22 protein-coding genes and 2 tRNA genes are annotated in these 22997 nt (G+C 59.8%); 8 read left to right on the forward strand and 16 right to left on the reverse strand.

All coding sequences use genetic code 11. The features are described from left to right. Positions 1-52 precede the first annotated feature (52 nt). Together RLCC275e_RS07010 and RLCC275e_RS07015 are read right to left on the reverse strand one after the other, a co-directional pair. The gene (locus RLCC275e_RS07010) at positions 53-253 is read right to left on the reverse strand and encodes a type II toxin-antitoxin system VapB family antitoxin (protein ID WP_033180307.1); all 201 of its coding nucleotides are present in this window, start codon (positions 251-253) and stop codon (positions 53-55) included. Between the two features lie 144 nt (positions 254-397). Beyond that, positions 398-3259: an Rne/Rng family ribonuclease gene (locus RLCC275e_RS07015; protein WP_033180306.1), complete on the reverse strand. Its 2862-nt coding sequence runs from the start codon at positions 3257-3259 to the stop codon at positions 398-400. Positions 3260-3883: 624 nt separating this feature from the next. Here RLCC275e_RS07015 and RLCC275e_RS07020 point away from each other — a divergent pair. The 3 genes from RLCC275e_RS07020 to prfB all read left to right on the forward strand — a co-directional run bounded on the left by RLCC275e_RS07020 (position 3884) and on the right by prfB (position 9192). Further along, the gene (locus tag RLCC275e_RS07020; RefSeq protein WP_033180305.1) at positions 3884-5140 is read left to right on the forward strand and encodes an N-acetylmuramoyl-L-alanine amidase; all 1257 of its coding nucleotides are present in this window, start codon (positions 3884-3886) and stop codon (positions 5138-5140) included. Positions 5141-5499: 359 nt separating this feature from the next. Next, entirely contained in the window at positions 5500-7959 is a 2460-nt protein-coding gene (locus tag RLCC275e_RS07025) for a penicillin-binding protein 1A (RefSeq protein ID WP_033180303.1), read from the forward strand. A gap of 101 nt (positions 7960-8060) precedes the next feature. After that, positions 8061-9192, forward strand: a protein-coding gene (prfB, locus tag RLCC275e_RS07030; RefSeq protein WP_003558502.1) for a peptide chain release factor 2 whose coding sequence is annotated in 2 segments (ribosomal slippage) — positions 8061-8129 and positions 8131-9192 — 1131 coding nt in all. Because the reading frame shifts where the segments join, the coding sequence is not laid out codon by codon here. 55 nt (positions 9193-9247) lie between these two features. On the opposite strand, the gene RLCC275e_RS07035 is transcribed toward prfB, so the two are convergent. Genes RLCC275e_RS07035 through RLCC275e_RS07045 form a run of 3 tightly spaced genes read right to left on the reverse strand, consistent with a single transcriptional unit; the run spans position 9248 to position 11592 of the window. Beyond that, positions 9248-10264 carry an alpha/beta hydrolase family protein gene (locus RLCC275e_RS07035; protein WP_033180301.1) on the reverse strand — a complete coding sequence of 339 codons (1017 nt, stop codon included), beginning with the start codon at positions 10262-10264 and terminating at the stop codon, positions 9248-9250. 34 nt (positions 10265-10298) lie between these two features. Continuing rightward, positions 10299-10814, reverse strand: coding sequence for a hypothetical protein (locus RLCC275e_RS07040; RefSeq protein ID WP_033180300.1), 516 nt, complete (start codon positions 10812-10814; stop codon positions 10299-10301). A 4-nt stretch (positions 10815-10818) separates the two neighbouring features. Continuing rightward, positions 10819-11592, reverse strand: coding sequence for an NAD kinase (locus RLCC275e_RS07045; RefSeq protein ID WP_033180299.1), 774 nt, complete (start codon positions 11590-11592; stop codon positions 10819-10821). 158 nt (positions 11593-11750) lie between these two features. Here RLCC275e_RS07045 and RLCC275e_RS07050 point away from each other — a divergent pair. Next, positions 11751-11826: transfer RNA gene (locus RLCC275e_RS07050), tRNA-Thr, on the forward strand. Positions 11827-11986: 160 nt separating this feature from the next. Then, positions 11987-12526, forward strand: a complete 540-nt coding sequence (locus RLCC275e_RS07055) for a hypothetical protein (protein WP_141653412.1) — start codon at positions 11987-11989, stop codon at positions 12524-12526. A gap of 253 nt (positions 12527-12779) precedes the next feature. Here RLCC275e_RS07055 and RLCC275e_RS07060 read toward each other — a convergent pair. Then, positions 12780-12857: transfer RNA gene (locus RLCC275e_RS07060), tRNA-OTHER, on the reverse strand. A gap of 7 nt (positions 12858-12864) precedes the next feature. After that, positions 12865-13272, reverse strand: coding sequence for a hypothetical protein (locus RLCC275e_RS07065; RefSeq protein WP_033180297.1), 408 nt, complete (start codon positions 13270-13272; stop codon positions 12865-12867). 95 nt (positions 13273-13367) lie between these two features. On the opposite strand from RLCC275e_RS07065, the gene RLCC275e_RS07070 reads away from it, so the two are divergent. After that, a complete protein-coding gene (locus RLCC275e_RS07070; RefSeq protein ID WP_171816897.1) occupies positions 13368-13595 on the forward strand; it encodes a helix-turn-helix domain-containing protein in 228 nt (75 codons plus the stop codon). A gap of 52 nt (positions 13596-13647) precedes the next feature. Further along, positions 13648-14052: a hypothetical protein gene (locus tag RLCC275e_RS07075; protein WP_171891355.1), complete on the forward strand. Its 405-nt coding sequence runs from the start codon at positions 13648-13650 to the stop codon at positions 14050-14052. Between the two features lie 556 nt (positions 14053-14608). Here the strand turns inward: RLCC275e_RS07075 and RLCC275e_RS07080 are convergent. The 5 genes from RLCC275e_RS07080 to RLCC275e_RS07100 form a co-directional block, all read right to left on the reverse strand. After that, entirely contained in the window at positions 14609-15469 is an 861-nt protein-coding gene (locus RLCC275e_RS07080; protein WP_033184452.1) for a sialate O-acetylesterase, read from the reverse strand. Continuing rightward, positions 15470-16297, reverse strand: coding sequence for a hypothetical protein (locus RLCC275e_RS07085; protein ID WP_141653439.1), 828 nt, complete (start codon positions 16295-16297; stop codon positions 15470-15472). A gap of 1 nt (position 16298) precedes the next feature. Then, the gene (locus RLCC275e_RS07090) at positions 16299-18059 is read right to left on the reverse strand and encodes a hypothetical protein (protein WP_033184454.1); all 1761 of its coding nucleotides are present in this window, start codon (positions 18057-18059) and stop codon (positions 16299-16301) included. 69 nt (positions 18060-18128) lie between these two features. Continuing rightward, a complete protein-coding gene (locus RLCC275e_RS07095; RefSeq protein WP_033184455.1) occupies positions 18129-18854 on the reverse strand; it encodes a hypothetical protein in 726 nt (241 codons plus the stop codon). Further along, positions 18851-20257 carry a tape measure protein gene (locus RLCC275e_RS07100; protein ID WP_033184456.1) on the reverse strand — a complete coding sequence of 469 codons (1407 nt, stop codon included), beginning with the start codon at positions 20255-20257 and terminating at the stop codon, positions 18851-18853. The genes RLCC275e_RS07095 and RLCC275e_RS07100 overlap by 4 nt, the downstream gene beginning before the upstream one ends. 204 nt (positions 20258-20461) lie before the next feature. On the opposite strand from RLCC275e_RS07100, the gene RLCC275e_RS07105 reads away from it, so the two are divergent. Further along, positions 20462-20836, forward strand: a complete 375-nt coding sequence (locus RLCC275e_RS07105) for a PadR family transcriptional regulator (protein ID WP_050516881.1) — start codon at positions 20462-20464, stop codon at positions 20834-20836. A gap of 362 nt (positions 20837-21198) precedes the next feature. Here RLCC275e_RS07105 and RLCC275e_RS07110 read toward each other — a convergent pair whose 3' ends face one another. From RLCC275e_RS07110 to RLCC275e_RS07125, 4 genes are all read right to left on the reverse strand, one after another. Continuing rightward, positions 21199-21405: a hypothetical protein gene (locus tag RLCC275e_RS07110; RefSeq protein ID WP_033184458.1), complete on the reverse strand. Its 207-nt coding sequence runs from the start codon at positions 21403-21405 to the stop codon at positions 21199-21201. Next, positions 21405-22028 (reverse strand): hypothetical protein, encoded by a 624-nt coding sequence (locus RLCC275e_RS07115; RefSeq protein ID WP_246723425.1) that lies wholly within the window; start codon positions 22026-22028, stop codon positions 21405-21407. Before RLCC275e_RS07115 ends, RLCC275e_RS07110 begins: the two co-directional genes overlap by 1 nt. Further along, complete coding sequence (locus RLCC275e_RS07120; protein ID WP_246723426.1) at positions 22025-22378, reverse strand: hypothetical protein; 354 nt, start codon at positions 22376-22378, stop codon at positions 22025-22027. Before RLCC275e_RS07120 ends, RLCC275e_RS07115 begins: the two co-directional genes overlap by 4 nt. Before the next feature lie 160 nt (positions 22379-22538). Then, positions 22539-22853: a hypothetical protein gene (locus RLCC275e_RS07125; protein ID WP_033184460.1), complete on the reverse strand. Its 315-nt coding sequence runs from the start codon at positions 22851-22853 to the stop codon at positions 22539-22541. Positions 22854-22997: the final 144 nt, after the last annotated feature.

Below are 22997 nucleotides of genomic sequence, written 5' to 3' on the forward strand. Positions count from 1 at the left end.
TCAGACGATCCCTGAGGCCAAGACGCTGGGCCATCGGATTGTCCTACGACGATCACCGTTTATCGTCCGGCCGGTCGCGACGTATCGCGCCGAGGTCGCCTTCCCAGCCTATCACTGCAAGATCTACGATCGCATTTTTGCGGCGGTGCCTCTCAACGAGGCTTCGCAAAGCCGGGTCGACGGTGGCCTTTTTTCCCGTGGTGGTCATTGCCGCGTCGAGCAAGGCATCATCGATACCGATATTCGTCCGCATGATCGCGCCCCATGAGTATGATTATCATAGAGATACACATCCACGTCGCGGCGGTTCAAGCTCGGCGACGAGTCACCGCCATAAACGAAAATCCGGCCGCGTCGCCGCGGCCGGATTTCAGTGTTTACGTCCGAATATCAGCGTTCAGAAGAAGCCACGGCGCTGCCACCAACCGGCTTTCTTCGGCTTGCCGTCATCGCCTTCGACATTCTCGACGCGGGTGGATTTCACCGTCGGCTCGGAGGAGGAGATGTTGGATTCGCGGTTGGCGCGAACCGGTTTTGCTTCTTCCTGAACGGATGTTTCGAGATCGGCGGAGGCTTCCACCAATTCCGGTTCGGGCTCGGCCACAGGTGCCGTCTCGGCAACCGGTTCCTCGACCGGCACTGCGGCCGGTTTACGGCGGCCGCGGGCACGGGCGGGCTTTACCTCTTCGGTTATGACAGGCGCGCTCTCGACAGCTGCCATCGCGGCCTGGCCTTCGTCGGCCTGTTCGGCAATCGCTTCGACCGCTACAGCTTCGCTCGGAGCGCCGTCGTTCGAAACGTCGTCGCCTTCGTCCTCGTCGCTGCCATTGTCTTCACCGGCTTCGCCAGCCGCCAGTTCGGAACCATCCTCGGCGCGATTGCGGCGACCGCCACGCTTGCCGCGACGGCGGCGCTTGCGGCGCTGCGACTCTTCGCTTTCAGCGCGTGTCTCGGTCGTGGCTTCGGTGTTTTCATCATCTTCGCCGCCCTCGTCGTCACCGTCCTCATCCTCGTCGCCGGCTTCGCCTGCCGATACCGACTGCTCGGCATTTCCGTTGCGGCCGCGGCGGCGCCTGCGGCGCTTGCGCTTGCGGTTGCCGTCGGCTTCGCCTTCCGCGCGGGCCGCGACGGGCCGTTCGGAAACAGCCGGCTTTTCCTCGAGTTCTTCGTCTTCCTCCTCATCCACTTCGATGACGATATCGTCGTCGTCATCCTCGGGAATGGCTGCGAAGTTGAAGAGCGTTTCGATCTTGACCGGGTTTTCCACCGGTTCGCCGCGATCGATCGCGAAATGTTGCGCGCCGACCGAGCCGTCCGCATCGATGATGATCGCAACGCCGAAGCGGCTCTCATAATCGATGATCGTCTGGCGCTTGTGGTTGAGAAGGTAGAGCGCGATGTCAGGCGTGGTGCGCACGGTGATGTTGTGCGTGGTGTTCTTGAGCAGATATTCCTCGATGCCGCGCAAGACATGCAGGGCGACGGAGGACTGCGAACGCACATGGCCGCTGCCGCCGCAATGCGAGCAGACTTGCGTGGTGGATTCGAGAACCGAAGCGCGGATGCGCTGACGCGACATTTCGAGCAGGCCGAAATGCGAGATCCGGCCGACCTGGATGCGGGCGCGGTCGTTCTTCAGGCATTCCTTCAGCTTCTTCTCGACAGCGCGGTTGTTGCGCTTCTCTTCCATGTCGATGAAGTCGATGACGATCAGGCCGGCAAGGTCGCGAAGGCGAAGCTGGCGGGCGACTTCGTCTGCAGCCTCGAGATTCGTCTGTAGTGCGGTGTCCTCGATCGAATGTTCGCGGGTCGAGCGGCCGGAGTTGACGTCGATCGAGACCAGCGCTTCGGTCTGGTTCATGATCAGGTAACCGCCGGACTTCAGCGTCACCTGCGGCTGCAGCATGCGGTCGAGCTGAGCCTCGATGCCGGAACGCGAAAAGATCGGATGGATGTCGCGGTAGGGCTGAACCACCTTGGCATGGCTCGGCATTAGCATCTTCATGAAGTCTTTCGCTTCACGATAGCCTTCTTCACCGGAAACGATGACTTCGCTGATGTCCTTGTTGTAGAGGTCGCGGATCGAGCGCTTGATCAGCGAGCCTTCCTCATAGACGAGGCAGGGAGCCGTGGACGCCAGCGTCAGGGTGCGCACATTCTCCCAGAGGCGCATCAGATATTCGAAGTCGCGCTTGACCTCGACCTTGGTGCGGTTGGCACCGGCGGTGCGAAGGATGACGCCCATGCCCTGCGGCACCTCAAGCAGGCGCGCAATTTCCTTCAGGCGCTTGCGGTCGGCAGGGTTGGTGATCTTGCGGGAAATGCCGCCGCCGCGCGCCGTGTTCGGCATCAGCACGGAATAGCGGCCGGCGAGCGAGAGATAGGTGGTAAGGGCTGCACCCTTGTTGCCGCGCTCTTCTTTGGCGACCTGCACGAGCAGGATCTGGCGGCGCTTGATGACTTCCTGAATGCGGTACTGCTTGCGCGGCTTGCGCTGCACGCGGTCCGGCACTTCTTCCATCGCGTCTTCGGCGCCGACCGATTCGATGACTTCCTCTTCGCCGTGATCGTCATCGTCGTCGTCGTCATCGTGACGACGCTTGCTGGTATCGACGTCCTCGGAGATCGAGTCGGTTTCCACCATCGCGGCCATCGCGCCGCCGGTCGAACCGTCATCCTCATTGTCGACGCTCGAAGCGCCTTCGGCTTCGACGTCTGTGGGAACGGCATCCTCGGTCGCGGTCGTTTCGGCAACCGGTTCTACGACCTTCTTGCGGCTGCGGCGCGGCCTTGCCTTCTTGGCCGGCGCTCCCTCGGTGGCCTCGGGTGATGCCGCGGCCTCTACTGCTGCGGTCTCTTCAGCCGCTTCCGGCGCCTCCGCCGGAGCGATGCCGACATCCGGCTGATCCTGCTTGGAAAGATCGACCATCGGCGCGGTTTCGACATGCTCGACGTCTTCGTCGCGGCGATGCTCCTCGGCTTCGGCCCGAAGCAGTGCCTGACGGTCGGCAAGCGGTATCTGATAATAATCGGGATGGATTTCGGCGAAGGCCAGGAAGCCGTGCCGGTTGCCGCCGTAATCGACGAAGGCGGCTTGCAGCGAGGGTTCGACCCTCGTTACCTTTGCAAGATAGATGTTGCCGCGGATCTGCTTCTTGTGCTGGGACTCGAAGTCAAATTCTTCTATGCGGTTCCCGCGAACGACAACGACGCGCGTCTCTTCCTCGTGAGACGCATCGATAAGCATTTTGTCTGCCATGTAAGCTGTGCTCCTCGGCGTGGCCGCGAGAGCGCATTCCCGACTGCTGTTGAGACAGAAAGAATGCGGTCCACTGTAGCCGCGCCGGATAATGAAAGTCGCGCCTGATGCGAGGGGGAGGGCAGCAGCCAGACCGCAGCCGGAACCATTTCGGTCCGGGGCCTGTACACTTCAGATAAAACCTGCTGCGAAACCATCAACAACCAAGCGTGATCGACAAATACGAAGACCCGTTCGGGTCCGATGAGTTTGCTCCCTGAGAGCGTGGTGGCTGATCCACCAATGAATTCCGACAATAAGCCGGAAAATCAGGATCGAGTTCTAGGGATTAAGTGCATGAGACGGCGGACGATGACCGGTGTGGCGCCAGGTCCTGATCTGGCTGGCAGCCTTTGCGGCGACTCTATCCCGTCAACACTTTACCCTGAAATTCGTTGTATGTTTTCTGTGTCACAATAGCAAGGGAAAAGCCAAATGTGCCATAATATTGATGGATTTCGCAACGCATAGAAGCTCGGGATAAAGTGATCGCGATTCGGCAGGCCGCAGCGGGTGTTTCGTCATGGGGACGTTGGCCGCAGCCGCGTTGGGTCCATCGCAATACAGATAGGGTGTGGCGGTTTATTGTTTAAGAGGGCTCGGATCGCGGCGAAATCCGCAGCGCGGCGATCGACATTCGCAAGGCGGGTTCTGGCGGCGCTTCTGGCCGCTAGTCTGCTGCCGGCCGCTGCCAGCTCTGTCGAGGCCAGGGATCCGCTGCTTGCCTATGGCGCGCGCATCGTCGGCGACGACGCAAGGACCCGCATCGTCATCGATTTCGATCGCGAGCCGCGTTTCTCCGTCCACTATATCGCCAATCCGGAACGCATCGTCGTCGACCTTCCGGCGACCGCTTTCGGTTTTCCGGCGAAGGATCTTGCCGCCCGCGGCCTGTTCAAGGATATCCGCTACGGCAAGATGGACGAGGAGAGCGCCCGCATCGTGCTGACGACGACTGGACCGGTGAAGCTGGCACTTGCCAAAGTGCAGGCCGACGAGGCCGGCAAGGGGCATCGCCTCGTGCTCGATGCCGAGATGATCGACAAGCGAGCCTTTGCGGAACTGGTGAAGACACAATCCTGGAGCGATCGGACTGACGCGGCTCAGACGACGAGCGCCATTCCGGCACCGGAAAAAGCCGCCCCCGGCGATTTTGTCATCGCCGTCGATGCAGGCCATGGCGGCATCGATACCGGCGCGATCGGCGTCGACACCAAGACCGAAGAAAAGCAGGTGACGCTTGCCTTTGCCAAGGCTTTGACCGACCGGCTGAACAAGGAGCCTGGCATCAAGGCTTTCCTGACGCGTGAGGATGACGAGTTCCTGTCGCTTTCGCAGCGTGTGCTGATTGCCCGTCAGAACCATGCCGGCCTTTTCATTTCGCTGCATGCCGACACGTTGAAGCAGAAGGACATCCGCGGAGCCACCGTCTACACGATCTCCGACAAGGCATCCGACAAGCTCGCCGCCGACCTTGCCGAACGGGAAAACCTCTCCGACCAGATCGCCGGCAAGGAGACGGTCGCCGAGCCGCCCGAGGTCGCCGACATCCTGCTCGATCTGACGCGGCGCGAGACGCAGGCCTTCTCGATCTCGCTGGCCGAGAGCGTGCTGAATTCTTTCAAGGATCAGGTTGGCACCATCAACAATCCGCACCGTCATGCCGGCTTCCGCGTGCTGCAGGCCCCTGACGTGCCCTCGATCCTTCTCGAGATCGGGTTCCTCTCGAATGCCGAGGACGAGAAACTGCTGCTCGACGAGGCCTGGCGCGGGAAGATCGTCGGTCTCTTGACCGACGCAGTCAAGCGATACCGCGCCGCCGTCATGGCGAATGGCGGCTGACGGCCGCCGCCTAAAAATCTGTAGCGGTTGCAGTACGGCGACATGCATGAAAACAAAGATTTAAGTACGCCGCATGAATCAAATTCTGAGCAAGATACCTCAGATTGACGGCGGCGACGGGCGTTGCTTGGATGTGACAGTTCTAATGAAACGCTGCCGCAGCGGTGAATGCGGCGCAGACAGCCCTATTTTGCTCACATTCGCGCCGTTACTCCGGCTTATGTTTCGCAGCCTGAGGCGCGAAATCGGCTTGTGGCGGTAGCGCTCATAGAGTAAGCCGCGCAACGTGCAAATTGCCTTGATCTGTGCAATCGTTGCGGCTGCGCCGATTGAAGATCGAAGAGACCGGTAGCTGAAATATGGTTAGACTTTTTGGATATTTCTTCGGAATCGCCAGCGTCCTGTTTCTGGTCGCGGCGGCGGGTATTGCCATCTATCTCGCCAATGTCGCGAAGGATCTCCCGGACTATGCCGTTTTGAACAGCTATGCGCCGCCGGTGACCACCCGCGTCCATGCCGGAAACGGCGCTCTGATGGCCGAATACGCCAAGGAAAAGCGTCTCTTCCTGCCGATTCAAGCCATTCCCGACCGCGTGAAGGCCGCTTTCCTGTCGGCCGAAGACAAAAATTTCTACAATCACCCTGGCGTCGATCTGACCGGCCTCGGCCGCGCAATCCTCGTCAACCTGCAGAATTTCGGTTCCGGCCGCCGCCCGGTCGGTGCCTCGACCATCACCCAGCAGGTGGCCAAGAACTTCCTTTTGAGCTCGGACCAGACGATCGACCGCAAGATCAAGGAAGCGATCCTCTCCTTCCGTATCGAGCAGGCCTACAGCAAGGACAAGATTCTCGAACTCTACCTGAACGAGATCTTCTTCGGTCTGAATTCCTATGGCATCGCCGGCGCAGCACTCACCTATTTCAACAAATCCGTCACCGAACTGACCGTCGCCGAAGCCGCTTATCTGGCATCGCTGCCGAAAGGCCCGGCCAATTATCATCCGTTCCGCCATCCGGAAGCTGCGCTCGAGCGCCGTAACTGGGTGATCGACCGGATGGTCGAGAACGGCTACGTCAGCCAGAGCGACGGCGAGGAAGCCAAGAAGCAGCCGCTCGGCGTCACGGCTCGCACCACCGGCCCTTCGCTCTTCGCGTCGGATTATTTCGCCGAAGCTGTGCGCCGCCAGCTGATCGACCAATACGGCGAAAAGGTCCTCTATGAGGGCGGCCTTTCGGTGCGCACGTCGCTCGATCCCCAGATGCAGCTCGCTGCCCGCAAGGCGCTGCAGGACGGTCTGGTCACCTATGATGAGCGCCGCGGTTTCCACGGCCCGATCAAGCAGATCGATGCAAACGGTGACTGGGGTAAGGCGCTTGCCGATATTCCCACCCTGTCCGACGTTCCGGAATGGCGGCTTGCCGTCGTGCTTGCCGTGTCCGACTCGACCGTCGACATCGGCCTGCAGCCGGGCAAGGATGGAAGCGGCAAGGTTGCAGCCGACCGCCAGCGCGGCACGATCGACGCCAAGAACATGCAATGGGCCTTCCGTTCGGCCGACGGCGCCCGCAAGACCACGAAATCGCCGGTCGGCGCCGTAGCCCCTGGTGACGTCGTTTATGTCGAAAAGCTCGGCGACGACACGTCGACCTCCTACCGCCTGCAGCAGCCGCCGAAGGTCCAGGGCGGCCTAGTCGCCATGGACCCGAAGACCGGCCGCGTGCTCGCCATGGTCGGCGGCTTCTCCTACTCCCAGTCCGAATTCAACCGTGCTACCCAGGCGATGCGCCAGCCGGGCTCCTCATTCAAGCCCTTCGTCTATGCCGCGGCGATGGACAATGGTTACACGCCGGCCTCCGTTATCATGGATGCGCCGATCGAGATCGTCTCGGGCGGCCAGGTCTGGAAGCCGGAAAACTACGGCGGCGAAGTCGGCGGCCCATCGACGCTTCGCTCGGGCATCGAGCATTCGCGCAACCTGATGACGGTGCGCCTCGCCAACGATCTCGGCATGAATATCGTCGCGGAATATGCCGAGCGCTTCGGCATCTACGATCACATGCTGCCGGTTCTCTCCATGTCGCTCGGCGCCGGCGACACGACGGTATTGCGCATGGTCTCGGCCTATTCGGTCATTGCCAATGGCGGCAAGCAGATCAAGCCGACATTGATCGACCGCATCCAGGACCGCTACGGCAAGACGATCTTCAAGCATGAGGAGCGTCTCTGCGAGGGCTGCAATGCCGGTGACTGGCAGAACCAGGAAGAGCCGAATATCGTCGACAACCGCGAAACCGTTCTCGACCCGATGACCGCCTACCAGATCACCTCGATGATGCAGGGCGTTATCCAGCGCGGCACCGCTGCTGGCAAGATTGATCTCGGCGGTCGCGACGTCGCCGGCAAGACCGGCACCACCAACGACGAGAAGGATGCCTGGTTCGTCGGCTTCACGCCGGATCTGGTCGCAGGCCTTTATATGGGCTTTGATACGCCGGCCCCGCTCGGCCGCGGCGGCACCGGCGGCGTTCTCTCCGCCCCGATCTTCAACGAATTCATGCAGGCTGCCGTCAAGGACACGCCGGAATCGAAGTTCGTCATTCCATCAGGCATGAACCTGATTTCGATCGACCGCAAGACCGGCATGGCGGCTGGCGACGGCGATCCGAACACCATCATCGAGGCCTTCAAGCCCGGCACCGGCCCAGCCGACAGCTTCTCGGTGATTGGTATGGACAGCACCATGGCGCCCGAGGAAATCCTGAAGACCTCGCCGCAGGCGAACCAGGCTGTCCAGACGGGCACGCCCGGCCTGTTCTGACCGTCGCCGAATTTTTGAACGCCCGCTGCGGCCCTTTACATCCGCGGTGGGCGTCTTTATGTCACCAGCACCTGAGAAGACCGAGACAGAGAAGCAGGAAAATGCGAGCGGAAATCGAAAATGTGGTCGATGAAACCAAGCAGGCTATCACCCTGCTGAGGAGGCATCTTTGACTGGGACCAGGCGATAAGACGGCTGGACTGGTTGAACAACAAGGCAGAGGATCCGAACCTCTGGAACGACGCTTCCGAAGCGCAGAAGCTGATGCGCGAACGCCAGCAGCTCGATGACGGCATCAACGGCGTCAAGCAGCTCGAACAGCAGCTCAACGACAATATCGAGCTGATCGAGCTTGGCGAGGAAGAGGGCGACCAGAGCGTCGTCAAGGAAGCCGAAGACTCGTTGAAGGCCTTGAAGGCCGAGGCCGCGCGTCGCCAAGTGGAAGCCATGCTCTCCGGCGAAGCCGATGGCAACGATACTTATCTCGAAGTCCATTCCGGCGCCGGCGGCACCGAAAGCCAGGACTGGGCGAACATGCTTTTGCGCATGTACACCCGCTGGGCCGAACGCCAGCGCTTCAAGGTCGAGCTTCTCGAAGTCCATGACGGCGAAGAGGCGGGCATCAAGTCCGCGACCCTGCTCGTCAAGGGCCACAATGCCTATGGCTGGCTGAAGACGGAATCGGGCGTGCACCGCCTGGTGCGCATCTCGCCCTACGACAGCAATGCGCGTCGCCATACCTCCTTCTCGTCGATCTGGGTCTATCCGGTAGTCGACGACTCGATCCAGATCGAGATCAACGAAAGCGACTGCCGCATCGATACCTATCGTTCGTCGGGCGCCGGCGGCCAGCACGTCAACACCACCGACTCTGCCGTACGCATCACGCATATCCCGACCGGTATCGTCGTGCAGTGCCAGCAGGAGCGCTCGCAGCACAAGAACCGCGCCAAGGCCTGGGACATGCTGCGTGCCCGCATGTATGAAGCCGAATTGAAGAAGCGTGAGGACGCCGCCAGTGCCGAAGCCGCTTCCAAGACGGAGATCGGCTGGGGCCACCAGATCCGCTCCTACGTGTTGCAGCCCTACCAGATGGTCAAAGACCTGCGCACCGGTGTCGCCAGCAGCGCGCCGGACGACGTTCTCGACGGCGACCTGAACGAGTTCATGGAAGCAGCACTTGCTCACCGCATCAGCGGCGCCGCCGACGCGGTCGTCGATGATGTCGACTAATAGGCTTTAGTCAGATCGAGACGCTAAAGCCCCGGAAACGGGGCTTTTCCTTTACTCAAGCCATCGCGCTGATGTCGTTGTCTTGAAACAGCGCCGCCGACAGATCGGCGATCTCGTCATGAACGACTGCGCGCTCGATGCCCGGGGGATCGGTAAAGAGTTCTGCCGCAAAGGCAAGGCCGAGCGCCGTGCCCTCTGGCACGAAGACATAATGCCCAAGGCCGCCGCCGAAGATTTTAAGGACGCTGCGCCGCAGCCGCGCCTGTAGCCACGACGAACATTCTTCGGCCGGAGCTGCCTTGTCGGCATCACCGACCAGGATAAGGGCGGGCGCATCGACAGCTTTCAGGCTTTCCTCGCTGAAACCGAGAACGGACCGACCCGGCGCGCAGATGAGGGCGGCCCTGATTCTGTCGTCTCGGTAGGACTTCGACATCCGGGACCACGAATCGCGAAACACATCGCTGGTGCGCAGCAATGCCGGGATATGATCGGCAAGGTCGGGAAATTCTCTCGGTCCGCGCGCGCTCCCCGGCTTCATCCTCGATGGTTCGAACTGCGAGAACTGGGCGACAGCCCCAAGAAGCAGCATCACGCTATAGGCTCCGGCTGAAAATCCGGCTGCGAAGACGCTGTTCGTATCGATATGGCCCGAGAGATCGCTGAGCCACGCATCCCGGTGATCAAGCATGTAGCTTAGGTCAGGCGCCCGCTCCCAGAGGCAGGCAAAGGCTTCAGCGCGATAGGGCTCGATGCCGGTATTGCCGTGATGGCTGACGCCGAGCGCGGCAAATCCGCGATCGACCAGGCGTCGCGCCAGCCACTCCAGTCCGGCCGCGGATCCGCCGGTGCCATGCGACAACAGGACAAGGGGATAGAGCCTGGCCGCCGGCCGGATGGGTGCATCGCGGGCGACAGCCGGCTTATGGAACCAGCTTCTTTCCGGGACTTCGCTTTGCGAGTCGTCGGCGGCGGGATACCAGAGGGACCAACTGATGGGTCTGGGTCCGGCGGCATCCCAGTCCGACCTTTTCTCGTCGTAGAGGACGCCGTCACGAAAGCCCAGTTTCATCTCTTAGATGCCCCCCTGAACAATTCCCAGCCGTTCAATTCGTCGCCTTCTCAACGGTGATGTCGCCGAATTCGTCGATCAGCACGGTCCAGCCATCCGGCTCCGCGGCGGGGTCGGTCTTCAGATAGACCGTGGCGAAGAGCCCCGGCTCCTTGATGATGCCGTTCGAATTCTCGGGGCGGATATCGGTCACGTAAGGCTTCAGGTCGCTGAACTCCTGCAACTCGATGGTCGAGCCGACCGCCGGGCCGGTCTCGGTCTGGGCGACCTGCTGCAGATAGACCTTCGAGGTCCTGTCCGGCTGGCGCACGGCAAAGAGCTTGTAGTAGCCGTGGCGCTGCGCGGCCTTTCCCTCGGGATTGGCGACGCTCTCGGCGCCTGTCGGCACCCGCTCGACATCAGGTGCATTGCCGTCGTCCTCCCAGTAGCCGGTGCTGGTCGCGAAAATCACCGATGCCGGCAGGAGGGCATCCTGCGCCGGCGCAGCCTCGGCTGTGACGCTCCATCCAGCAAGCAGGAGGCTGGTCATCAATATCCGTAGCATGGCCATCGTCTCAATCCTTGAACTGCTCGGCGAGAATACGGTCGGACCAGGAGCGGTCGGGATCAGAAAGGATGCGCGCCGTCACATACTCCGACTGGGCGATGCGGATATGCAGCACCGACTTGACCTCGGTATTGTCGGCCACCGCATTCACCGGCCGCTTCTCCGGCTCGAGAATGTCGATATCGACGGTCACCTTGTTCGGCAGCAGAGCACCCCTCCAGCGCCGCGGCCTGAAAGCGCTGACCGGCGTCATGGCGAGCAGCGGCGCCTCGAGCGGCAGGATCGGGCCATGGGCGGAAAGATTATAAGCCGTCGATCCGGCAGGTGTCGCCACCATCAGCCCGTCGCAGATCAGTTCTTCCAGACGGACGCGCCCGTCCACCATGACCCTCAGATTCGCGGCTTGATAGGACTGGCGAAAAAGATAGACCTCGTTGATGGCGAGCGCCGTCGAGTTGGTGCCATCGGCGTTGGCCGTCGTCATCTGCAATGGCCGGAAGACGTTTTCGACGGCGACGCAGATGCGCTCCTGAAGCCGGTCTGTACGATAGTCGTTCATCAGGAAGCCGACAGAGCCGCGATTCATGCCGTAAACCAGCTTGCCGGAGTTCATGGTGTTGTGCAGCGTCTGCAGCATGAACCCGTCGCCACCGAGCGCGACGATGACGTCGGCTTCGTCAGCCGGGACGTCACCATAGAGGCCAATCAACTCCTCGCGCGCGGCAAGCGCCTCCGTCGTCGGTGAGGCGAGAAAGGAAAGCGTCTGAAATGAACGGCCCATGCAATGCCCTTTATGATGCTGCCCTAGCTAAAGGATAAAGGCCTTGCGCGACAAGGACGTTTTCTATCGCCAAGCGTTTTGAGCTGCAGCCGACCAGTCCGCGCAGACACGGATTTCCCCTTTACAGAATCATAGAATCTGCTAGTTGGGCAATTATTGCCCTTGTAGCTCAGTTGGTAGAGCACCTGATTTGTAATCAGGGGGTCCCGGGTTCGAACCCTGGCGGGGGCACCAAAATTCTACAATCGAGTCAATGACTTAAAGGAGAGCCCGCCCTTAGAGGCGGGTTTTTCATGCGCCACTAATTTAACCAGAATTACCATGTTTTCCGGGCTTTTCCCTAGAGTAGCGGGGATTCCGTGGAACATGAATGGCGCATGGTATGGGGACGAGCATGAATGAGGATTTCCATGAAACCGACGCGGGCAAGTTTATTAGTAGAGCGAAATGCTTCCTCGAAGCCGCCCGTGTCCTCGATAACAAAATGGTCGATGGGCGCAGCCATATGCTTTTTGCTCCTGCGCTTCACCTCGCTGGGCACGGTCTTGAACTACTGTTGAAGGGATGCCTCATTCACAATGGCCAATCGAAGGTCAGGGCGTTCGGTCACCGAATCAATGAGATGTGGGCGGTGGATCTCGTTGAGCCACTCAGACTGGCCGCCGGGCGCAATGCCGACATCACGCACTTAGAGGCTGTTGCAAGCGGCATGTTTCCTGACGCCGAGAACATCAACAATCCTCGTGAGGTATTCGAGGAATATCGCTCAGCGCTCGGTGAATTGCACGCCGAGACCAAGGTCTTCCCAATTCGTTATCCTACCGACGACGATCGAGTTGGTCCTAAGACACCGCTGTTAGTTGGCACCCTTTGGCTGACTGCTGACGACTACGTGAAGCGGCCCGACGAATTCCGCGCACGAAACGCTATCTAAACATGAAATACCGCCGGCTGGTGAGGCCGACGGCGCGCTGTGGTGGCGTGATGAACCGGGGGAGCCCCGTTATCACGCGAGGCTCCGTGCCGGCCACGGCGCCGTTGTGACGCGGCGTCGCTACCCTGTCGTCTTCGTGGATCGACAGGATTTGAACTGTATCGAACCTAGTGCAGTAGATGTCGATTTCAAATACCGGCCAGCGCGCGTCTGATATTCGCGACGGTGGTGATCGCGCTGGCCATTGGTAACTTGGAGCCCTCGGCCAGATTCGAACTGGCGTTATCCTCTACGGCTTCGCGGGGTAGAACTCCCGGACCGATACGAGGGCGAAACGGTTAATTCTGCTGGGCTGTGCGCTGCGGCAAATAGAAGTCAAGACGCGTGGCGTGCATGTCGATGGCGTAGGCATCGGCAAGCCCTTGGGCAGTACCCCGCAGCAACCCCTCCAGCTTCTTGATAACCTCATCGATCTCAAGCCCCCGGTATGCGCGGTCATAGACCGTATCGAGCAACTGGTGGGCGCAGCCGATGCGGTGGAGAACGTTCTCGATATCCCGCGGGACGATATCGACCGCAGCGTCGAGGATGGCGTCGACGGTCGCGTATCCAATGTCGCGCGTGACTTCGCAGCCAGCCGCATCGGCTTCATCGACCTTTGCGACCGCCTCGGCGAAAATCGGAAAGATGTCGAGGTGCTGCGAGCAGACATTGGCGCGCAATTTATTAATCGTGATCTGCGTCATTTCGGTGCCCTCGTTGCGTCTGTTCTGAAATCGGTATAATGTACTGATAACCGAACAAGATCGGGACGTCAACAGGAAATCGGTACATTGTCACGATGAACGCAATTCAATGCAAGATGGCGCGTGCGGCGCTGGGGCTCGGCGTGAGGGATTTGGCGAAGCTCGCCGATGTCTCCGTCGACACCTTGTCCAGATTAGAAAGAGGCGAAGAGCTCATGCCCCGCACCATGGCCGCAATTCGCTCCGCGCTGGAAACGGCCGGGGTCATCTTCATCGATGAAAACGGTGAAGGGCCAGGCGTTCGATTGCGGAAAGAGAGATAGACAACTTTTCAGATGCATGGCATTTTCCGCCTCGCAGGATGGGGCATGCCAATTGACCGAAATAAAGAAAATACCTCGCTTCAAGCCGTTGATGCTTGGGGAACTTCCAGTTCATCACTTAAAAACGTTTGGGTTAGAGCTTCCGGAAGGTAACGTCACATTCACCATTCCAGCACAACAGCATGCGCTTAAGTCGCATCCTGACAGCTTCATGTCCTGCGTACCCTACTTGTCGCAGACCATCGTCGATCCGACCCACGTCGGGCAATCGCCAAAACACGCTGAGAAGGGATTTGAACTAGTCAGGGAGGTGAATGAAGCCGGCCTGATCATTTTGGTGGCTGTGCTGATTAGGCCGACGGGTCGCGGAATCTACATGGTGAAATCGACATATCCAATAGACAGCGATAAGCTTGAAAACCGCGTTCGAAAAGGCCATCTCATATCAACCAAATAAAAAACCCCGCATCAGAGCGGGGCTTTCTATTTTCGCCAGGGTGCCAAGTCCTAGATCTCTTCACCTTTCGGCTACTAACCCTTTCGGGTGCGTGGGGAGGCCGTTCCCACCTCGAAACTGTTGATCTGTATATGGGCTATGTACGAGTGTTTGTCAACCAAATGTTGACTGCAAAAGAGGGGACTTAAATCCCAGGTGTCGGTGGATCCTGACCGGTAAATTACGGCAAGGGTTCTGTTTTCTGTGAGCATTTGGGGGAAAACAGGGATTTCGCTTGGACGGACCATCGCCGCCGCTTGATTTTGGGCTGTGATGCTGTCTCACTCAAGATCCTGGCAACGGGGAATACGGCATCAGCTTGCAGGCAAACCGTATTCTCCCGCGCTAGGTGGCTCCTCGGGGCGAGATCAGCGCGAATGCTGGTCTCGCCGACAGCCAAGACAACAGTGCTACAAGCAAACCTTCCAATCAACGACAAATATCGGACTAGACCGAATTCGATGTGGACGAACGTCCGCGCGACCAAAACCGTGAAGCGAGCGGCCGAAGCCCGCCCCTAACTCGCCAGTGCTGCCATCAACGCCGCCACTGCCAGCGTCGCGCGCTGATCCGCCCCGGTTTCATTCAAATGGGTGTTGTCGTAACGCCCGCCCGAACCGATAGAGTCGACGTTCTCGCCCGCGAAGACAGTCGTGCCATTCACGACGCTAGCTTGTGCGGCCAGAACAGCCGCACTCGTGGCGCCGTAATAGTAGCTCTCCTGGGCGACCAAGATTGGACAATTCGGGATCGCGTGATTGAACTCGGCGATCACCTTCTGCAGACTCGCCGCATACGACGCTTGCGATGTTCCTGCGATGGTGTCACTCTCGCCTTGCCCCCACATAATAGCAGTGCACGGCAGGCCCGCGTCGCGCAGGCGCAACGCCACAACGTTGATTTTGTTGAATAGATATGGCGCCGTTGTTTCACTCGCCCACTGATCGGCTCGCGTATTGCCGACCGCCATCGGCACTAAGATCACGCGATCGAAATGGCCGGCATCGACGAGCTTGTCGGCCATACGCAACATCCATGTGCCGCGGAGATCGGTCACCGCACCGCCTGAAACGTTGATACCGAGAAGCGGGTCTTTCGCCCGGTAGAGCTTGCCGTCGAAGATGTTGAGCTGATCGATCGCCCCGCCATGTACCGGAATGTATACGGTCGGCACTTCGTTCACGCTGAGCGATTGCCCGATGACGACAATCACTGCCGTGCGCGGCCCTATGTCTCCTCGCGCAACCTCAATGCGTCCAGTCAGATCCAGAACCGGATCTGCTCCAGTGATCACATCGCCGGCCGGATAGATGTAGAACGCGGCCGGGCTCGCGAAGTTGTTTTGCGCCAAGCCGGCGCCACCAAAAACCATCGCCATTCAGATTACCACCGAGCCGATAATGCCGGTCTGGTAGCCATTAGCCTGGCCACCGTCACCGTACCAAGTCTGCGCGCCTCCCGTGCCACGCTCGAGCCACCGGAGTTCATGGTATCCGAGGCCGAGATAACCACTGTAGCTCGCCGCAGAGGGAAGGATTGGAAACACGTTCGACGCCGCGCCTGGCCGCTTTGTTTGCGAGCTATCGGCTGACGAGCTATCGATGCCGATGCCTGTGAAGCCGGCGACAACAGTGCCGGTTCCGTTTAGCATGTAGCCCGATGCTTCGACGCGAACCATTCTTCCGGAAACGCCGTTGAAGACCTCAATTTGGTTGAGCGCGCTGCCGTTCGCCTGCCGCCATGCAGCAGCGCTATAAGACCAACTATCCGTAGCATCCGTGCGGCTTACCGGCATGATCACCGCACCGCCCAGGCTCCAGACTAACCGCGACTGCAGCGTGCTTCGCGTCTGGCCGGCGGCATGGCATCGGAAACCGCCGACAAGCTCGCCGGCTTCCGCGGCGAGCGAACCAATTGCATCTGCGTTGACGAAGCGGCCATCGACCTCGAGGACAGCCATGGCGCGAGTCACCGAGTTGGTCCACGCTGGCCCGATCACGAGAACACCACCCGGCGACAGAAAAACGTCGTAGTTCTTCCCGGCCTCGGCAGATGAGATGTCGAGTGTGGTGCCGCCATAGTACAACGTCGAGGTCGTAAGATCGGTCTCGGGGTAGCTGTCGGCGGAGACGGAAAGCCTTGTGCCGCCTCCGCCAGTGCCAACATTCCCATCGATCATAACTGCTGGAATTTTCGTAAGTGTCATATTAGATCCTTCCTCGACGGTCGATGTAGCCACGCGTTGCGATATAGAGGCTGCCCGCAGCGCCCGCCTTATGGCGTACCTGGCCTGATGCATTTGTTCGCACCTCGATGCCGGCCGAGGCGTTCTCGCTCGCGTTCTGCATGTTGGTAATGTTGAAGAGCGAATTGCCGACGCCTAGCGCCTGATCACCCTCGTCGGGCGAGCTAATGAAGGCCCCGGCGCTGTCGCTTGCCGACGTGTACGTGGCATTTAGAATGGCGCGAACCTTAAACCCGGAAGGCACGCCGGCCAGCGTCACCAAGGCAGCGGTCGTCCCGGTGCTGTAGGCAGCGCCGCCGTTTTCCTTGACTGCCGTCTGCCAGAGCACTTCGTCGCCATCCTGGGAGTCCGCAATGATGTTCCCGCTGCCATCGGTCTTGGTGCTTCGGATCCGGCGATACTTTGTGTACGCTGCCGGGATGTTCCCGCCGATCGTAGGCGCTGAAGCGCTTGCCGAGCAGCAGACGTCGACGACGCCCGTGTCGGGCCGCTTTATCACGTACCAGTGCAGCCAACTGGTCGTTGGCTTCGTGCCTGTGTCCATGGCACCGTTGCCGCTACCGACAGCCCATGCGGCGTCAGATCGCTTCGTGATGGCGGACGCAAGAACCATGATGACGGGAGACGCGCCGGCGCTGGCGGCTTCGCCAGTGGCAAAGTCCATATCATTTGCCGCGTCTGTGGCGTTCTGCGAACCTGCCAGACCGTAGAGGCGGCCAGCAACTCCAGAAGAAACCGCGACAGCCGAATCAACCTCAGCCTTGCTGTAGACGCTGAGCTTGGTGCGGATCGCGGCGATGTCGGTCGCCTTTATCTTGTCGGCGTCGACGGTTTCGCTGCCCGGGACATTGATGTTAATGCGGCCGCCGAACGAGACTTCGATGTTGTTTTCGATGCCATCGCCGGGAGGCGCTTCGCTGAAAGTCAAAGTCGTGCCCGAGATCGAGTAAGACGATTTGAACTGCAGCACGCCGTCGAGGTTGACATCGGTGTTGTTTTTCGAGCCGGGATCAATGGAAAGCGTGAATACCGTTTGAGTGCCGTTGCCCGCGAAAGTGTTCAAAACTTGGTCATTCAGTGCCAATGCCGCATAGTCGGCGGCAAGGTCTGCAGCAGCTTCGGCCGCCGCGACGATCGCAGATGAAGCTTGGTCGCTGATCAGGCGGAACTCTGCACCCTGTTGGCGGCCGAGAACGATCATTCCGGCAGGAAGTCCGCCGACGACAACGTCGTTGCCCGGATTCGTTTTGACGGTGAGTGGCGAGGCGCCATTGAACGCGACTGTTACAGGTGACGCCGTGTTCGTTGCGAAGATCGGCAGCCACACGAGCGCCGTTTCGGAGATCGGAATGTCAGTCGTGGCCTGCAGAGCGTTAGGCGTGCCGGCGCCGACGTTCGATGCTGGAATAAATGGATACGGCAGATCGGCGACGCGATTCCACGTACCGAGACCTGACGCGCCAACCTTCTCATAGATGCCGTTGTAGGCGGTCGTCGGGTCGGTGATGACCCAAGCCATCGTACTTTCTTCGTGATCCACATCGGCAAGAAGAAGCGCACGCGTCGTCTTTATGAGGCTGTTGACGACAGACGAGCCCGCGATAAAACTTTCCAGATAGCCACCCCAACTGCGAATATCCGCTTTCGTGGGCTTGTGGTTGCCGGACGATGGGATGCCATCGGTCACGAAGTCTCGGTAGACCTGCCTCGCGGTCAGAACCATTGAATTCTCCAATAAAAAAGCCGCTCAGAGGCGGCTGTGAAACTGTGATTGTGGTGACGAGGCTCTGGTCTATGCCCAGCCCGTGCCGTCGCTGAACATCGAGCCGTCGTCGAACGGCACGCCGGTGTCTTCGGGCGGATTGGGGTCAATCCGTTCGCCGACGACGTCTGGCCACGTCAGGAGCAGGCGTCGTTCGTAGCCGTCGGAACGAACGACGGTGAGATCGAGATGGCCGCCGATGGAATAGATTAGCTCGGCGTCCGGATAGGCAGGATTTTGCCTCTTTCGAGCTCGCATGTACTCGAAGAGAAAAGGCCCATACTCGGCAAGCGGTGCGCTGTGGCTCCAGCCCGCAGCCACCATTTCCTCAGGTGGCGGATATTCACCCTGGCCAAAACCGAACGGCCGGTCATGCAGCTCAAATGGTGCCGCTGCTTCATCTTCGAACGTCGAGAAGAACAGCGTCAATGGCCCGCGCGTTTCGGAGATGGCTCCGATGGCCATCCTGGCCGGGCTGTCTCCAGCAAAGCCTTTCGCCCTGATGGCGCTCAGCGACTCGGCGAGAATCGCCAGTGTGTCGTCAACGGATTCAGTTACCTTAGCAGCAACGAAGATCATGTCAGAAAGCACATCGATGACCGGCACCGATCCACTGCCGACGACCGCCAGGGGTAAGATCGGAGAGGTTTTCACCTTCTCTCGTATGTCAACGACCGTGCCGTCGGGCAGGTAGTTGGCGCCATCCGACAGAATCTCAACGCGGTCGAAAAACGGCTTTAGAATATAACCGGTCATTGGTGCTCCAGTTCGAAAATGACGCCGTTTATGGATTCCTGCGCTGCGGTCTCTGCTTGCAGTGCCGCCGTGCGCTCCTTGATCTGCTCAATCTCGCGCTGGTATTCGTCAGCACTCTTGCTGCCTCCTCCGCCCTTGCTTTTACTGCCGCCTCCGGACGACGTTCCGGTAACGGGATAGTCTGCCAGCGATATCGGCCTAACCTTTGGCGTCTCCGGAAGCCGGCCAGCCTTCGGTGTTGTGGCCTCTCCACCACCGATGACGCTTTTCTTCACGGCGTCGGCAGTAAGATCACCGGTTTGCCGGATAGCGCTGTCGATCGTTTCGGTGAACGCATCATTGATTCGGTCGGTGATGAGGCCGTCTTGTTTGATGACGAGGCCGCCACCAAGGTAACTCTTGACCGTATCGCCCGGCAGCGAGCCCACAATGGCCTTGCCGACGTTTGCGAGACCGACGGCTTCCCCGAAGGCGCGCGCCGTTGCCGCCGCACTCTCGAATTGCGCCCCCACGGCCTGTAGCTGCGTGATGATTTGGTCGAAGTTCAAGCCGTTGACGAATGCGGCCGTGCGGTCGATCTCGGCGCCGAACGTTTCCCCAGCCTTCGCCGAAGAGTTGAACTCCCGGGCGGCATTGATGAGCGCGGTTTGCAAGTTGCCGAGCCTCTGGTCGATCGTGAGAACGGAGCCCGCGACTTTCTGCGCAAGGATCGGCGCACCGGCTTGGAAACCGTCAAAAAACGCCTTGGATGACAGACTGCCGTCTAGCATAATTTGGCGTAGCTTCGCGACCGATCCGTCAGCCTCTTTGATGCCCGCTGCAGCGGCCTGCAGGATGGTCGGCGCGCCTTCGAGGATAGAATTGAACTCTTCCGCCCGAACAACGCCGCCGCCCAAGGTCTGGCTCAACTGCAGTAGCGCGCCGCTGGCCTCGGTTGCGGACGTTCCGCCGACGCGCAACGCGAGTGCGATGTTATCCGCGAACGTCACGATTTGTTGCTGGGAGACACCCAGTTCGTTCTGAACGAGAGAAAGACGGCTATAGAGCTGCACCAGTGTCTCGATCGGCGCAGCGTTTTTTGTCGCCGACGCGAAAAGCGACTGATAAACCTTCTCGAGTTCCGCACCGGAAAGACCTGCAACCTTCAGCGCATTGTCGATGCCGGTCGCGGCGTCGCTGAGTGTCTTGAACCCTTGCACCCCGCCGATCAGGGCAAATGCCCGAGCCGCGCCAGTGGTCAACGTGTTGAAGCCGCCGCTTATCTTTTTGTTCAGACCGGCGAAACGCGTCTCGATCGACTTCGCCGCCTTATTGGTTTGGCCCATCGCGCGGTTGAGCGAGTTCTCATATTTTCGAATGTCGGCCGACAGGGACACCACGAGTTTTTCGAGGTCAGTTGCCATCGGTTGCTCCGTGCGCTCGGCAAGCAACGGCGACCCGCGTGATTGGCACGGTCAAAATGTCCATTCAAATTCTCCAGCTAATTCTGATGTTTAGTGGTCGACGGGACGATCATTATGAGACGTCCTTGTAATCATCCACACCGTGTTATATATATACGCTGTGCAGCCAATTCCGGCTGCACGTAACAAGGAAGGAGCTTCCATGTGCAAAGCACAATTACACACACGTTGGCGGAGGCAGAGGTTCACGAAGTAGGTTCGTTTGAACTCAAACTCTTAGCAACCATCAACAAGCTAAAAGAGCAATCTTGGGGGTCCAAACTTCAAGCAGAACTTAGCCAGCTACTCGGGCGAGATGTGGCCGTGGGCCAACTCTACCTTGCGCTCTCCAAGTTGGAGAAAAAGGGGATGATCTCGGCCGAGATAAAGGATCCAGAGCCCGTTCGTGGCGGCCGTTCGAAGAAGGTGTTCCGACTTGAGACACCAGGTGCGAGGGCTCTGGCTAGGACCGCCGCGATTGTGAATGCACCAGGTGTTCTCCGTCCAATGGAGAATTACCATGGCGAGACAGCCACATAAAATCGTTCGATTTCTCGTCTGGTCATCAGCGAGTCGCGAATACAAAGAAGATGCTCTCATTGCCTTTGATGAAGCATTCGAGCAGGTATACTTCAGCTTTGGGCCGATCTATGCCCATTGGTGGAGCGTTAGCCAAGCAATTCGGTCATTGCCGTATGGCATGATAATTACTCTCGCGAAGGTAGGCACCACAATTGCCGCACTTGTGAGCTAGCAACCGAGGGTGAGAAGCGGCGCTTCTTACCCTCGCTCTCTTTGCCGACCTATACTGCCGACCCTCATATTTTCAATCGTGGCGTTGCGTACGAATGCCCAATGCCGGTACCCAGGGCGAGCGAACGTCAAAGGCGACCCACCCCCGGCTAGACCGGGATGCCTCGCGCCTTCATCGCCGCCTCGGCCTTCGCCTTGACCGATTTCGCGTCCCGCTTACTGAGACGGCGCTCTCGGAGGATTAGTGCGATCTTGATCGGATCGTTAGGCAAGTCTGGATCAAGCTTGCCGTTCACGCGGATTTCGTTCTTGACGCGCGGATAGCCGCCTCGTTTAGGTTGGCTGGCTCGTTCCATTAGACTTTGAGCTCCTGCGGAATGTCAGATTGTTTGATGAAGCCCGCAGCACCAGCGTCCTTCAGCCAGATGGCAAGCTTGCCGCCCTCGTGCCCGAAAATGCCGTGAGCCTGGAGCGGAGCCAGGTGGCCAGTCCAGGCAACGTCCTGGGCCGACAGTTCATTCGTCATAGACAGTAGAGCCGCGTGTGCCGCGTGCGCGGCCAGCAAGGCGTCGGCAAGGGCTTTAACGAGTTCCGCGTAGGTCGGCGCCACTTCTGCGCAGATCGCCCTGCTTGCGCCAAAGCGAGCCTTTGCGAGGCGCTGCTGCGCGATCTCGATCGCGGCACGCAGATCGACCCGCTCGCCTGCGATTGTCTTAAGGCGAGCACGCACGCCGTCCGGCGCTTCGTCTTCTTCCGGGGTTGCGTCGCCAAGGAGGGCAGCAACGCGGCCGGTCTTTTCGGCGGAAGGCGGGCGGTTGGCGAGCCGGTGCATGAGCTCGCTTTCCTCGGTGTCAAGCTTCGCGCTCGAAGCTTTGAGGCGGGTGACAAGCTCTTTCGCGGCCGCATAATTTTGATCGGCCTCCGCCAGGCTGCGCACGCGGATTGCCGGCTTTGCCGGCGCTGATTTTTGCATTTTCATGTCCTTGAATATCGGTCGCGCAGCCGCGGGCGGCCGGCGCGCACTTCCGGAGCTGCGGCGATGGCCGCGGCGAGCTTGATGAAGACTTCAGGCCCAAGCCTCACCTCGCGATCGAAGGCCGGCCTCGGTTTTGGGAGGACCGGATAGAAGGCGATGGTGGAGACGCCGTGATCGACGCCTCGAAACGTCACGGAAGCGCCGGGCGCCAACGTGTCGATTGTGATCTCAAGTAAGTCGTTCGGTTTTTCGACGAAGCCGGCAAGCACCTCTCCGAAGGTCGGCCCGCCTGTGCCTGGCCGAAGATTGAGGTAATCATCGATGAGGGGCGAGCCGACCGCGATTGCAATCATGATGGCTGCCACGTGTTCGCTACTGATTTGGGTGGGCAGTCCCTGTACCGCAGGCAGGTATCCTGCCGACCGTAGCCGCTGTGCGTGCCCCCGTGCTGCGGAAGGTGGCAGGCGCAAAACCTCGTCCAGCGCCGCGCACGTTTGGCGGAGCGTCGCCATATTACGCGGCCTGCCACATGAACTTGTCGCCGGGCTCCGGATAGACGTCGACGTCGGTGTTTGCCGGGATGGCTACGCGGACGGCGCCAGCGGAGTTGGGAGACTTCCCATACGACAGCCATGAGTCGGCCGCCCCGCGGGCACGGAAGATTGCGGCGCCAGAGGCGTCATTAATGTCAGGCGCGATGCTGGTGGATGGTACACCCGTGCTGGGCGCTTCCTGCCACACAAGCTTGCCGATGAGCGAGTGAGACGCATAGCGCGCGGCGCTAGATCCTGCGTAGCCGCAGGTCACGGTGAATGAAGGTAAAGCCATTTTTGATTCCTTATTGTGTGAGGTTTTGTGAAAGCGTAAGCGCCCCGCAGGTGCCTAACCCGCAGGGCGCTCGATCGACCGGCATTACCAAAAGAGATGCCGGGATTTGACGGTGGGACACCCCGTAGGGCAGCCCACCGGCAA

This window comes from Rhizobium brockwellii, assembly GCF_000769405.2.
In the GTDB taxonomy this organism is placed as follows: Bacteria; Pseudomonadota; Alphaproteobacteria; order Rhizobiales; family Rhizobiaceae; genus Rhizobium; species Rhizobium brockwellii.

Coding starts and splice junctions, on each gene's coding strand:
- RLCC275e_RS07010 (WP_033180307.1), bottom strand. CDS start 253: ATGCGGACGAATATCGGTATCGATGATGCCTTGCTCGACGCGGCAATG.
- RLCC275e_RS07015 (WP_033180306.1), bottom strand. CDS start 3,259: ATGGCAGACAAAATGCTTATCGATGCGTCTCACGAGGAAGAGACGCGC.
- RLCC275e_RS07025 (WP_033180303.1), top strand. CDS start 5,500: ATGGTTAGACTTTTTGGATATTTCTTCGGAATCGCCAGCGTCCTGTTT.
- RLCC275e_RS07035 (WP_033180301.1), bottom strand. CDS start 10,264: ATGAAACTGGGCTTTCGTGACGGCGTCCTCTACGACGAGAAAAGGTCG.
- RLCC275e_RS07040 (WP_033180300.1), bottom strand. CDS start 10,814: ATGGCCATGCTACGGATATTGATGACCAGCCTCCTGCTTGCTGGATGG.
- RLCC275e_RS07045 (WP_033180299.1), bottom strand. CDS start 11,592: ATGGGCCGTTCATTTCAGACGCTTTCCTTTCTCGCCTCACCGACGACG.
- RLCC275e_RS07055 (WP_141653412.1), top strand. CDS start 11,987: ATGAATGAGGATTTCCATGAAACCGACGCGGGCAAGTTTATTAGTAGA.
- RLCC275e_RS07065 (WP_033180297.1), bottom strand. CDS start 13,272: ATGACGCAGATCACGATTAATAAATTGCGCGCCAATGTCTGCTCGCAG.
- RLCC275e_RS07070 (WP_171816897.1), top strand. CDS start 13,368: ATGAACGCAATTCAATGCAAGATGGCGCGTGCGGCGCTGGGGCTCGGC.
- RLCC275e_RS07080 (WP_033184452.1), bottom strand. CDS start 15,469: ATGGCGATGGTTTTTGGTGGCGCCGGCTTGGCGCAAAACAACTTCGCG.
- RLCC275e_RS07085 (WP_141653439.1), bottom strand. CDS start 16,297: ATGACACTTACGAAAATTCCAGCAGTTATGATCGATGGGAATGTTGGC.
- RLCC275e_RS07090 (WP_033184454.1), bottom strand. CDS start 18,059: ATGGTTCTGACCGCGAGGCAGGTCTACCGAGACTTCGTGACCGATGGC.
- RLCC275e_RS07095 (WP_033184455.1), bottom strand. CDS start 18,854: ATGACCGGTTATATTCTAAAGCCGTTTTTCGACCGCGTTGAGATTCTG.
- RLCC275e_RS07100 (WP_033184456.1), bottom strand. CDS start 20,257: ATGGCAACTGACCTCGAAAAACTCGTGGTGTCCCTGTCGGCCGACATT.
- RLCC275e_RS07110 (WP_033184458.1), bottom strand. CDS start 21,405: ATGGAACGAGCCAGCCAACCTAAACGAGGCGGCTATCCGCGCGTCAAG.
- RLCC275e_RS07115 (WP_246723425.1), bottom strand. CDS start 22,028: ATGAAAATGCAAAAATCAGCGCCGGCAAAGCCGGCAATCCGCGTGCGC.
- RLCC275e_RS07120 (WP_246723426.1), bottom strand. CDS start 22,378: ATGATTGCAATCGCGGTCGGCTCGCCCCTCATCGATGATTACCTCAAT.
- RLCC275e_RS07125 (WP_033184460.1), bottom strand. CDS start 22,853: ATGGCTTTACCTTCATTCACCGTGACCTGCGGCTACGCAGGATCTAGC.